This window comes from Bacteroides sp. An51A (assembly GCF_002161565.1).
GTDB lineage: Bacteria > Bacteroidota > Bacteroidia > Bacteroidales > Bacteroidaceae > Phocaeicola > Phocaeicola intestinalis.
On sequence record NZ_NFIC01000001.1, the window covers coordinates 1 to 13,326 of the forward strand.

At 43.4% G+C, this 13,326-nt stretch carries 8 protein-coding genes; 1 reads left to right on the plus strand and 7 read right to left on the minus strand.

The features are described from left to right. Positions 1 to 83: 83 nt before the first annotated feature. From B5G04_RS00005 to B5G04_RS00020, 4 genes are all read right to left on the minus strand, one after another. Positions 84 to 1,103, minus strand: a complete 1,020-nt coding sequence (locus tag B5G04_RS00005) for an endonuclease/exonuclease/phosphatase family protein (RefSeq protein ID WP_087394980.1) — start codon at positions 1,101 to 1,103, stop codon at positions 84 to 86. 15 nt (positions 1,104 to 1,118) lie between these two features. Next, a complete protein-coding gene (locus tag B5G04_RS00010) occupies positions 1,119 to 2,384 on the minus strand; it encodes a DNA/RNA non-specific endonuclease (protein ID WP_087207900.1) in 1,266 nt (421 codons plus the stop codon). Positions 2,385 to 2,507: 123 nt separating this feature from the next. Then, a complete protein-coding gene (locus B5G04_RS00015) occupies positions 2,508 to 4,946 on the minus strand; it encodes a choice-of-anchor J domain-containing protein (protein WP_087395779.1) in 2,439 nt (812 codons plus the stop codon). Between the two features lie 24 nt (positions 4,947 to 4,970). Then, positions 4,971 to 7,688 carry a TonB-dependent receptor gene (locus B5G04_RS00020; protein WP_087394985.1) on the minus strand — a complete coding sequence of 906 codons (2,718 nt, stop codon included), beginning with the start codon at positions 7,686 to 7,688 and terminating at the stop codon, positions 4,971 to 4,973. A 344-nt stretch (positions 7,689 to 8,032) separates the two neighbouring features. Between B5G04_RS00020 and B5G04_RS00025 the strand changes: the two genes are divergently transcribed. Then, entirely contained in the window at positions 8,033 to 9,073 is a 1,041-nt protein-coding gene (locus B5G04_RS00025) for an IS630 family transposase (protein WP_087213269.1), read from the plus strand. Between the two features lie 687 nt (positions 9,074 to 9,760). Here B5G04_RS00025 and B5G04_RS00030 read toward each other — a convergent pair. From B5G04_RS00030 to B5G04_RS00040, 3 genes are read right to left on the minus strand one after another with little or no spacing between them, the layout of a single operon-like run. Continuing rightward, positions 9,761 to 10,165, minus strand: a complete 405-nt coding sequence (locus B5G04_RS00030) for a VOC family protein (protein WP_022039543.1) — start codon at positions 10,163 to 10,165, stop codon at positions 9,761 to 9,763. Between the two features lie 8 nt (positions 10,166 to 10,173). Further along, positions 10,174 to 10,719, minus strand: coding sequence for a nitroreductase family protein (locus B5G04_RS00035; protein WP_022039544.1), 546 nt, complete (start codon positions 10,717 to 10,719; stop codon positions 10,174 to 10,176). A gap of 10 nt (positions 10,720 to 10,729) precedes the next feature. Next, positions 10,730 to 13,213, minus strand: a complete 2,484-nt coding sequence (locus tag B5G04_RS00040; protein WP_087394989.1) for a non-ribosomal peptide synthetase — start codon at positions 13,211 to 13,213, stop codon at positions 10,730 to 10,732. Positions 13,214 to 13,326 lie beyond the last annotated feature (113 nt).

The window sequence follows — 13,326 nt, forward strand, 5'->3', positions numbered from 1 at the left end:
ATCTTCCTCATCACAGAAGCGAAAATGCCTCAAAAACTCATCCCAAATCATCGCACGATAAATTCAAAACAGCTTCTTACTTATTACCACTTGATGAAATAAACCACGGTGGGCAAATGGTCGCTATAGCCGTTCAGCCAACGCCCTCCGGCTTGCGTACGGTTGGGATAACCAGCATATTTTCCTTCGGTCTGGAACAGATAGTCGCGTTTGAATATCTGATGGCTCTCGTACGTCAGTTTCCGGTGCCGGCGGTTCAGAAAATTGCCGGTAAAGACTATCTGGTCGAAAAGGTTCCATTTCCCCCGGTACTTCAATGTCCCGTCACCTCCTTCCAGCGTATTCCACCACGGATTATACAGCTCTTTCTTTTTCACATCCTTGGCATTACGTTTGGCTCCGAGCGATTCTGCCATGCTCTTGTCCATCGGGTCGTCGTTCATATCCCCCATAATGACAATCTTGATTTTCGAGTCCAGACGTTGCAAAGAGTCTTTCAAGGCACGCACCTGCACACCGGCACGCTCACGAGCCGGAGACTTGGCTCCACGCGAAGGCCAATGATTGACAATAAAAGCTACCCGTTCGCCTGCCAATTCTCCGTCCGCTATCAAGAAGCCACGTGTAGGCCTGTCGGACGGCTCCGCAAGCTGATAAGGCACCAACCTTGTAGATTTCACCTGATAAAGTTCCGGATTATAAAACATGGCACAATCGATGCCCCGTTCGTCCGGTCCTTCGTAATGGATAATCTGATACCCCCGTTCCTTCAACGCAGGCTGGGCTAACAAGTCTTCCAGCACACGGCGGTTTTCCACCTCTGCCATGCCTATCACCGCAGCACCTTGGGGCACTTTATCCGTAGCCAACAGGCTCAATACAGTCGACATGTGCTCCAATTTCGACTGATATTTCTTATCATCCCATTTATTCCGTCCGTCCGGCAAATATTCATAATCGTTCTTCCCTTCATCGTGAACGGTATCAAACAGGTTTTCCAAGTTATAAAACGCCACTCCGTAGAGTTTCCCTTTCTTATTCTGTGCATTACCTGCTACGACCAGCAGGAACAGAAAGAGTGTCAATCCGATTCTTTTATACATATTCCTTCAATTTTATCACCAACTCCAGTCACTTATCACCGCTTCTGCTTCTACCTGATTCTCTACCGCATCATCCAGATTGCAGAAGAAATCAATGCCTGTCTTCCGTTCCAGCTCATCCACCGGAATCACATATTTTTGCAAATCTTCCGCTTTAGGATTACGAATCAATCCTTCTTGATGAGGTATCAAAAACGCAATGGCATGAAAATCATTTCCCTTTTCAGTCAATACAGCCATAAAATAGGACGCAGGACATGCCAATCCGTGTATGGTAAAACCATTTTCATCGGTCGTAGGAGTTCCTCCCGAAACGTGTGTACCGTTAAAGTTCACCAATAATTCATTGAGGGTTCCTCCTTTTGCCACATATACTTTATCGTAGGTTCCTGATGCTGTAGAACGTCCCCACGTCTGCACTTGTTCTTCCAATCCACGCCAAAAACCTCCGTTAAAGTCATTCAATTGTGGCGACATGTTGCTATAATAGAAGGTCTGCTCGTTGGCTTCTTTCGTATACACCCGGTCTTCCGAAGCGCATAAATGGCCTTTATCGAAACCGTCACTCTTATGGTCTGCTTCTTCCGTACGCATCTCTTCCGGCAACTCTTCGTCTACCGCCCATGCATCGGTACGTGATACTTCATCAGCCGAAGTCGTTTTATCGAAACTGAAAGCCACCCAATTGGCGTGCCGCTTAGCCGCATTCCACTCCAGTGCATAATTCAATACCCGATTACCGTTTACCTCAATGTCATGTGCCACATACACATTCGAATCGTTCAGGCAAGGCATTTCGTATTCCGTCACGTAATCATTACCGGCATTCGCATTCCAGTTTCCAGCCGGAGCATCTTCTTCCACATATTCAATCGTTACATTGTTTCCTTCGATGTCTATTACCCGGAACTTCAGATAGCGGTAACGGTCGGCACCCATACACCAAGCCCAATAAGCGGCATCTTCCTCGATGTCAACCGATTGTTGCCAACCGGCTTCTTGTACAGGTACTTCCGGCATGGCGTCCAGACGTCCGGCATCGCTTTTTGAAAACCAGTAGACATCCCCATGAAAAGTCTTGTCTTGAATGTAGAACGGATAAGTAAACCCTTCGGGCTGGCATACAGAGAACCCCTCAGAAGCACTTTCGTACCCTTTCAATACCAATGTGACCGCTCCTTCTTGCGTGGTCTCATTCTCAATGGTTATCGTATCATTATCGCTACACCCGACTACTATGAAGCCGAAAAGCAGCATGTATATTCTTAAAACAGATTTCATATATTCAGTAACCGGTTAATAATTAAAAACGCAGATATCCGCAGATTCACGCAGATTATAATTCCAGTCTGCGCACCTCCGCGAATATCTGCGTTTCTTTATGTAATCATTTCATTTTATAACTTATTCAGCCTCATTCACCACGATATTCTTGAATTCCCACGTAGGAGCAGCCGTAGAATTGCTGATGTAAACAAAGGCAATCCGGATGGTTTGTCCTGCGTATGTACTCAAATCGTACGGACCTACCGGATAGAAATCCCACGTCTGACCGTCAGACCATTGCGATTCATCGAATATCAAGTCTTCCCATGTGCAAGACTCTACATTGTCTACATAATCGGTAGAAATCTTAATCTTGAAATGGTCGGTCAACGCTTCACCATTCAGATAACGGTGCGCTTCCTCAAATGCCACCTGCGGAGCCATGGCTTCCGACAAATCTATCACCGGAGATACCAGCCAGCTTTCTGCCGGATAATTCGTATTGTTATAGTAAGCAGATGCTTTCCAGCCATATTGTTCCGTGTTCGACCATACATAGTTGACGCCTTGCATCGAAATGTCCTGGATGGTAAAACCACCTTCATCACCCAACAAGCTTTCATTCAGGTAAGTGCCTGCCATAGCCACATATCCTTCTTCGGTTTTTTCGAAAGTAGTGGTACGGGAAGAATAAATCTGCGATGCACTCCAGCCGGCATCGTACGTATATTCCGTTACAGCCATTGTTCCGTCGGCATCTGCACGGTAAACCACGGCAGCCTTATCACCTTTCGCGGCAAACGGGAACTTCTGAACCAGATAGATGGGGAATACATTGGCAGGCCGCGATACATAGTCGGCACCCAATTCGGCATACATAGCCGGGTCGGCAACCACAACATTCGCGTCTTCATTCGTATATTCGCTCCATGCACCTTCACGATATACATAGAGGGCAGCGGTATTGGCGTATGCGCCCGATGCACGGCTCATCTTCAACATCTGGGCTGCTACTTCCGATTCGGGCACTTCCTTGAAAAGGCATACATCCCAGTATTGTCCGTTTACAATCGCCAGATTCTTGATTTCGGCGGTAGGCGCACACTGGTCAGTGCTCTTGTAAGCGAATGCCAAGGTAATCTTTTTCCCTGCAAACTGCGCCAGGTCTACGCTTTGAGCGATGAAATCCCAACGGTTAAATCGAGAACCATCATAAGCTAAATCTGTCCACGTAGTTGCCTGTACATCACCGGTATAATCAGTAGAGACTTTCAGTTGCATAAAATCAGCCGCATTGTTCCCATTCAAGAAATTGAAAGCAAAATCAAAGTTCAGTACTGGATTCTGCGCTTCCGACAAGTCGATTTCGGAAGACACAAACCAGCTTTCGGCTGCCAAGTTTTTCTTATTTGCATCATCATATCCTGTCGCTTTATAATAACCGTATGAGGCATCATGAGACCATACAGCAGACAGATCTTCAGGAACAGTAATGTTTTTAACAGCAAACAATTTGCTTTCTTCCTTCATCGCATCCTCCACATACGTGTAGCGCGAAGCTGCATAGCTTCCGTAGCTATACGAATCGTTATAAAGAGTCAGTTTTACGGTCTTGTCCCTTTCGATATTCTTCAGCTTAAACGTGCCGTCTCCGTTCGACTCAAACGACCATTCTCCGCCTTCCGTTGGTAAAGAAGTCGTAAAGTTAAAATTATCGTGTGTCTCGTCCATGTAGATGTACTGCATGTAGCTATTCAACAACGTATAGCCTTCCGAACCTTCTTCGATCGTAACAACCTGCTCTGAACCGTTATCCGAAGAAATAATGCCATCGGTCACGGTAATCGCATCGGGATAGATATATCCATAAGGTTTACTCGGGTCGTCCAGCTTGCCGAACGGATAATAACTGCCATCGTTGGCTTTAGCCGCAATGACGTAATTTCCGGCTTCTCCGTCGAAGGTATTAACCTGCTGATACACTACCGGAATGACACCGCCTCCCGCACCGGGCTCGAACTCCGAGTAAGCATAGTTCACGGCTACCATATCTCCTTCTTGCGGGTCTTCCATTCTGGATTCCAGTACCGAAGGAATCTGTCTCAGTGTAGACGGAGACAAGTAAGTAGCGGTAGAAGTCCCGTTCCATACGCTACGGTAATCGTTATTGGTCAGTGTGTAATCCGAAATCTTCTTGAAATCGGCCAGATAGCCCGACTGCCCTCTGTACATATTATATTGTACCGAGATGCGCGAACCGGTATCGGCATTCGGATATTTATAATCGATAAAAGCAGGCAAATACCATTCGGCTTCCGTGGCATCGGCAAAATACTTGTTCTTGCCGATGGCTTCCAAAGCCGCCACATAGGTCTGCCCTTCCGGGTCTTTCGACAAGGCAAGTTCCTTGTTCGCTTCCATTCCCGCTATGGTTCCGTAATCGGAAGAAGCCAGCTGGATGGTAACGCCCGTCTTCACATCGGTCAGGGAAGAATCAATATTAAACTGGTCGTTATAATCTTCGCATGCCGACAAGCCCGCCAGCAATACGGTCGACATCAATATTATCTTTTTCATATACTGCATTTCTTTTGTTTAGGATTAGAAATTTACTTTCAGTCTCAAGCTATACGTACGGCCGAACGCATAGTAGCAATAAATGTTGTCGGCTGTAGCTTCCTGCAGGGTTGAAGAAGAAAGCGTATTCGGATTGTATGCCTTCGAGATATACTGGTAATCCAGCAAGTTGTTCACGTTTCCGGAAAGGATAGCATTCAGCTTGCCGATCTTGAAGCGGTAAGAAGCATTCAGGTCAAACTGGCTGGCTGCCGGAATCTTCCACGGGTCGAGCACAGATACCTCCCTGCCCAACGACAGGTTGCTTCCCGACAATGAATAGTACGCATAGTTGCGTCCGTAATACGTCCAGTCGGCACCTACACGGATGGACTTGCCAATCTTGAAGGTAGCGCCGATAGCCGCCGTGGTCTGTGCCGAACCTCCTACACGCACACCTTTCAGGTTAATCTTGGCATTGGCATGGTCGGCAGCACCTACTGTGGTAACGGTTCCTTCAGCCGTCAATGCCTGACCGTAAGCATCGTAAGCATATCCCGTAGCGTTGCTATCCCATTTCCAGTCACCCAACGAGAACATACCCGTCAGCTCCAGCCAGTTCAACGGAGTGATTTTCACATCCAGCTCGATACCTTTGTGCAAGGCGTTCACACCGGTCATGTTCATGAAATATTCCATCTGGTTATCCATCGTACCGCTCTTGGTCATGGTCTTGTCCAGCCATTTGGTATAATAAGCATTCACGTTCGCGCTCAGCCACTCGTTGCGGAAACCGTATCCCAACTCGAACGACAAGACTTTCTCGTTCTTGGCATCCTTGTTGATGGCATGGCTCGTAGTGGCTTGCATGAAAGCACCGTAAGAGAACTTCGGCGCACGGCTGATATATCCTAAGTTAAAGAATACATTGTGATTGTCGGTGATGTTGTAGTTGGCACCACCCTTTGCCGTAAAGCCCAAGAAGCTGATTTTATCGGATTTGGCATGAGCCTCGTCGTAATAGAAACGGTCGTAACGCCAATACGTGGTATTCGATAACGAACCTGCCACGAAAGCCGAGAGCTTATCCTTGTTGAACTCGGTCTGGAAGAAAGCCCCCTCTTGCAATACGTGTCCGTCATAGTCACGGTACACCACATCGCCTACACCCAGTTTCTGGTATCTCCATGCCGAATTGGCAGCATTGGCATTGTTTTCCACCTGTACATCGCCGCGGGTAGAATCCATGAAATACTGGCCGCCGAACAGATCCGAAATCTCGTTCGTATGCGTACCTTTATAATAACGGAAATCGATACCTCCGTAGAAATCGAAGTATTCGCCGAACTTGGTCGTATAGGTAGAGAGCAAACCATACCAGTTATGATAGTTCTTCGACTGGCTCATGACCAACATCGAACCATACTCACTTGCCGCATTGATGTCTTCGATTTTTCCATAATCGAACGTACCATCGGCTTTACGATACTCGGTCATTAATTCGCCATAATAACCTCCATTCCAGTCGCGGTATGAATACCCATAGTCTTCATTTGCCTGACCTGAATTTCCGTAACCGCGTCCGATAGACACGTATGCCACCGTACTCAGCGATGATTTCTCATCAATCTGCCACTGGTGGTTTAAGCTGATTTGCGGCTTGTGGTATACGTTGTATTCCGAACTCCGACGCTGACCGTTGTTATCGAATCCGTACGTAGAGTTGTATTTGTAATTCTTCACCCCGAATACCTTTTCCACATATTGCCAGCCAGCAATGGTCAGGGCACCGTCACGCTGGTAGTGCTTTTGCGGAGCACCGAAAGCCGTCAACGACAACTGGTGTGCCTCATTGATGCGTTTCGAAATGTTCAGGAAATAATTGTATCCTTCGAAGTCAGTGCCTTGCACATAACCGTTACCCCACGTACGGGCACCGAGCAACGTCATTGCCCAGCCGCTTTTCGACACACCGGTAGAAACGCTGAACAAAATCTTGTTCATGCCGTCGTTCCCCATCGAATAAGCAAGGGTTCCGCCTTTTTCGCTATCCAGTCCGCGAGTTACGATATTAATGGTACCACCTACCGAAGGAGCCGACACCTTCGAAGCACCCAAACCGCGCTGGGTCTGCATGGTGCGTGTCACATCGGTCAGTCCTGCCCAGTTCGACCAATAAATGCCTCCCCACTCCATATCGTTCATCGGCACACCGTTCACCATCACGGCGATATTCTCGTTGCCGAACCCACGCATATAGATTTCAGAGTCACCATAACCTCCGCCTTCCTTGTTGGCATGCACACCCGGAGTCGACTTCAGGATTTCGGGAAACTCCTGCGTACCGAGCTTTTCTTCAATAAAGTCCATGCTTACGCTGGAAACGGCTACCGGCGTCTTGCGGGCGATAGCCACCGACGAAGTAATCACCACGTCCTGGAGCATCTGTGCATCCGATTCCATCAGGATGGTACCCAAGTCTACCTCTCCATCCTTCCCGATTGTTACAGTCTTCTCTTTATAGCCCAAGTATGTAAATACGATGGTAACTCCCTTTTTAGCAAGCTTCAATGTGAAACCTCCGTTCACATCGGTGATAGCCCCCTGCGTAGTCCCCTGCACGGCAACCGTAGCCCCGATAAGAGGCTCGTTTGTACCTGCATCCACCACCATACCTTTCACGGTAGCCTGTGCCACCGCCGTAGCTGTACAACAAATGGTAAGTACAGCAAACAGTAAGAAATGTTTCAACTGATCTTTCATACGTCTCTTTTTAGTTTTGCATTATTAAAAGATTATGAAACAAATATAACAAATATTTCGGTTCCCTAAAGCATTTGAAGCCTTTTTCATCACGACTTTAACCACATTATGTTAAAGGATTTAGCAGTTAACAAAAGGAGGGACTATCAAATTAACACAAAAACATTTCCTCCAGTCCAAGTGGGAAAGCCCCAGAAGGCTCACAACTACATCTGCCACCAAATTTTCAACACCGGACTTTCAATTTAACACATGAAATAAGAATGTAATGCATGCCAATCAGGAATTATAGTCAAAAGTAAGTGAAATGCGAATAATTCGTTTAAAAGTTGTATCTTTACGGCATGGAAATGCAGTTGTCGACATCAGAAATAGAAAATTTACGTAAACTTCAACGGAATCTAGCCGGAAGTTCCGACTATGCCCGTGTGACTTGCATTCTGATGTTGGGCATGGGCAATTCTCCTTCCTTCGTGGCTTCATGCCTTGGAATAGACGTTTCCACCGTATACCGTTACCGTTCCGCTTATTTGCACGGCGGTGCCGATGAACTTCTGGAAAACCGCCACAAAGGTTATTGGGGGCTTCTTGACAGCAGACAGTTGTCCGCCTTGCGCAAGGAACTTCGTGAGCATATCTATACGGATGCCAAGAGTGTGGCAGAGTGGATAAAGTCCACATTCGGCGTGGAGTACACGCCCCAGGGGGTTGTAGACCTGCTGAACCGCATTGGTTTCACCTATAAGAAGACATCGGAAGTCCCTTGCGAGGCTGATGCCTCCAAGCAGGCAGCCTTTGTCGGAGAACTTTCCGAAATCCTTTCCGGTATGCCGGAAGATGCCGTGGTTTATTATGCCGACGGTGTTCATCCGACCCACAACAGCCGTTCCACTTATGCGTGGATAGAGAAAGGCGAAAAGTTGGAACAACCGACCGTCAGCGGTCGTGACAGGGTGAACATCAACGGGTTGCTTAACGCGCATGACGTGACGGACGTGATAGCCCATGATTGCGAAAGCGTCAATGCCGAATCCACAAAAGAAGTTTATCAGGCGGCCTTGGACAGGCATCCGGAGGCCCCGTTCATCTATATCATTTCCGACAATGCCCGTTATTATCACAACAAAAAGCTCAAGGAATGGGTGGACGGGACAAAAATCAGGCAGATATTCCTGCCGCCCTACTCGCCGAACCTCAATCTGATTGAGAGGCTTTGGAAATTCCTCCGCAAGAAGGTCATCAATACCGGTTTCTACAGGACAAAAGAGAAATTCAGGCAGGCCGTTAAGGATTTCTTCGACAATATCGGAAACTATAAAGAAGAGTTGGAGTCACTTCTGACTCTTAAATTCCGTTTGTCTAATTCGCAAACCATTTCTTTTTGACTATAAAAGCTGTTATGTTTCACAGGAGTTACCACTTCGTTCAGGAGGTAAAGGTCAATAGTCCTGCTTCTGAAACCGATACCCAAAGCCCGGCGGACAATAACTTCTTCTAACTCCCCTTTAACTCCTGATTGGCATGATTAATTTACGCACATTGATTATCAACTGTCTGCTATCATCTGACGGACTATCAACTATCTGCGTCCGTCACCGCATGTACTTGCGCGCACCGATGCATATAGATGAAAAAGCTTTGCCAAGTACTGTGACATGCCAAAAACTATATTCCCACATAACAGCGTTACTGATTGTCAACACACCCGGCTCAACAACGTAACAAACCGCTTCCTGAGCCTGACGCACAAAACCGTATGAAAATGCAGCGTTAATGTGCTAATGAATAATATGAGAGCACATTAACACATTAGCAAATTAACACATTAGCAAATTAACACATTAGCAAATTAACACATTAGCAAATTAACACATTAGCAAATTAACACATTAGCAAATTAACACATTAGCAAATTAACACATTAGCAAATTAACACATTAGCAAATTAACACATTAGCAAATTAACACATTAGCAAATTAACACATTAGCAAATTAACACATTAGCAAATTAACACATTAGCAAATTAACACATTGCCACATTAACAAATTGCCACATTGCCATTATACCGTTCAACGTTTCTCTATCAGTTCTATATAACCAGCATCCGGATGATGAAAATAACAAATCCGAATGCCCTGCAATGCCCCTACCTGTACCGGGGCAAACAACCGTTCATAGCCTTGGGCAAGCAACTCCTCACAAGCTTTATCAAATCCCAAAGCTTCGTAAGCCAGATGATACGGCATAACACCATTGGCATGAAGCAGACTGGCTTCAAGCGAACCAGACTGCAACTGATGTACAAGCTCAACAAGAGGTGCCCCCTCCTTAGTCAGGTAACAAAGTTCAACCTGCAAGCCTTCATCGTAAAGTATCTCTCCAGCTACATACCCCAATTGGGCAAACTGAGCAGCAGAAAGACGGATATCGGCTACCACATAACCGACATGATGGAATAAGATTTCGTTCAACATACAAGTGTTCAGAATTTATCGTAATGTATTTTTGTTTTGTTCCATTTATTCTTCGGTTGAGGAATATTGACCGGATGCCCCACCAATATCAAGTTCAAAGGTACAATATGGACAGGCACAGACAGCAAATCACGCAATTTATCCACACGGCTTTCCAGTGGATAAATTCCCGTCCATACAGCTCCCAGCCCGATAGAATGGGCTGCCAGCAACAGATTCTCGGATGCAGCCGAACAATCTTGCACCCAATAAAGTGTGTTGTCTTCCTTATCCATCTTATTGATGGATTCGTAAAGAGACACATCGCCACAAACCACAATCCCCGTACATCCCTTATTTATCATCTTTGCATAAGGCAAACAATCCTTGAGTTTTTGCATGACTGCCTCATCACGCACCACGATGAAATGCCAAGGCTGAAAATTCATCGAACTGGGTGCGGCCATGGCTGCCTGTAGCAAGATGTGCAACGCCTCATCGCTTACCGGCTCGTCTGTAAACCTCCTGACCGTAACTCGTGTCAGGATATTGGTTATTGTTTCGTTCTGTATCATTTCTACTTCATTATTTTAAATCGATCTTATCAGTATCTTCGCCTCTATTTTCAACAACCAATGAACGGATATACTCAACGATTGGTTCAATACTTTCTGGAGTATGCAAATAAGACCAATGATCAGCTTCTACATAAAACAACACACAATCCGGATAATATTGTTTCCATAATTTAGGAGTACGATTATAAAAATATCGTGCTTTCTGCCTCTGTTTTTCCGTTACCGTTGATTTTTTTGAAAGAGGCATAAAATCACTCATAAACTGATTAGCCAAAATAGAAGTAACCTTCCCTTCATAATGAAAATCAGGCATCGTACAGACCATCCTTAAATCCCGTTCAAAACGAGCTTGATTTATTTCACTTGAAAGAAAATCCATATCCAAAGGAATATAATCTTCTTTATCTTTACTGCGTTTTACTTCTCCATCTAATACTATAACATGAGGAAATAAAGAATATTCATTACTTAATTTATAAGCCAATAACAGACCTAATTCTCCCCCCACACAAAATCCAGTAATAGCAGCTATTTTATACTGAGAAACAACGGAAGCTAGTTGTTTCATATAATATTTAACAATATCATCACATGAAACAGTAACTTGCCACGGAGCTTCATGATAAGATTCCAATACGTAAATAGCATACAAATCAGATAGAGCCTGAGCTAGTTTCGTATATAGGAAAGAAAAACTAGTATAACCACTTACAATTATCAACACAGGTTTTCCTTTTACAGGTTGATTAAACCAATAGTTTCGTTTCATGGAATGATTTTTTATGATCTTTCTGATAGTACGATTTTCATATATATCGTTAACAGATACATATATTCCTAAAATTTCCAACGATATGGGAATCTGCATTATTTGAATGGAAGTCATTCCTAAATCATCAAAGAAATCACTATCAATATCAACAAAATCCTGACCTATTATATGCCCTATTACATGCGCCATCATATCTTCTTGAGAATTCCTTTTTTTATCTAGTTTTTTTACAAAATTTTGTTTCACATTTTTCAATTTTTCTAGATCTACTTTCCCATTAATTGTACGAGGAAATTCGTCTATAATAACCCAAGAAGATGGTTGCATATAAAAAGGAAGAAATTCTTTCAGTTTCCATCTTATCTGTTTTATAACAGATTCTACTAAACAGTTATTTTTTAATTTAACATAAGCAACAAGTGAATCATTTACCACCAGCACACAAGACTGTACAACGTCTTCACATGCATCTATTTGTTGAACTATTTCTCCTAATTCTATTCTATATCCATTAATTTTAACCTGCGTATCTTTTCGACCTATAAAATCAAAACTACCATCTTTCATAAGACGTACCAAGTCTCCTGTTTTATAAAGAATAGGTGCTACTTTTGCATCAGCAAATGGATTTGCAAAAAATTTTTGTCGATTAAGTTCAGAACGATTTAAATATCCTAAGGTCAACTGACCTCCTCCCAAACACAATTCACCAATCTCACCAACTTTTACACAAGTTAAGTCCTCATGAACCACATGTGCTACAACTCCAGGCACAGGAGTCCCTAGATTTTGAATATTAATATCAGAATCTACAATTTTTACCGTACTCATCACTGTATTTTCTGTTGGACCATAACCATTAATCAAACGATAAGAATATTGATTTACACGTTGCACTATATTAGGAAGCATTTTTTCTCCAACAACGGCCAATGTATCTAAGGATTTAAAATTCAAATCTTGGAATAATACAACTAAAGAAGGTGGCAATGTCATAAAAGTCACACCTGTTTTACGAATCAATTCAGACAATAATTGTACATCACGACGCTCTTTCTCTGTAGCCATTATCAAAGTACCACCATAAAACAATCCTGAATAAATTTCAAGAATAGATGCATCAAAATTAATACTTGCAAAATTTAAAATTTTACTCTTTTCTGAAATGTTAAAAACTGAAGGCAATGATAAATTATGCAACATATTCAAAAGATTCTGATAAGTAATAGGAACACCTTTCGGTTTCCCTGTTGTTCCAGACGTATAAATAACATAAGCGTTTTTTTTATTCACGTCATCAATCAATGAAATTTCTCTTTCTTTATTATCCTCAGCTTCTTGCTCTAACAAATCAATTACAGTTATATCAGAAAATTGCTTTGTCAAATTACCTTCAGTAATAATAATTGGCATTTTACAATCTTCTATAATATATTTCATTCGTTCTATCGGCAATTCAGGATCTAAAGGGACATAAGTATAACCTAATTTACATATTGCCCAAATAGCAGATAATAAACAAAATTTTCTAGGAAGACATACTCCCACATAAACGCCCTTATCATCAACTATTTTTGATTCTCTTATTATTCGTTGTGCAATTCTATCTGCAAATTCGTCAAGTTCTCGATAAGAATAACACTTATCTTCTATTTCAAGCGAAGTCTTATCTAAATACTTTAATATGTTATTATTGATTATTTCCTGTATAGTATCCATTGAAGCTATTTTATTTAATTATTAAATTTATAAGATAAAGTTAACATATACCATAATCCACGTTGACGAATTGGGGCTATACTACTTCCTCCTTGCTCATATGTTTTATTCAA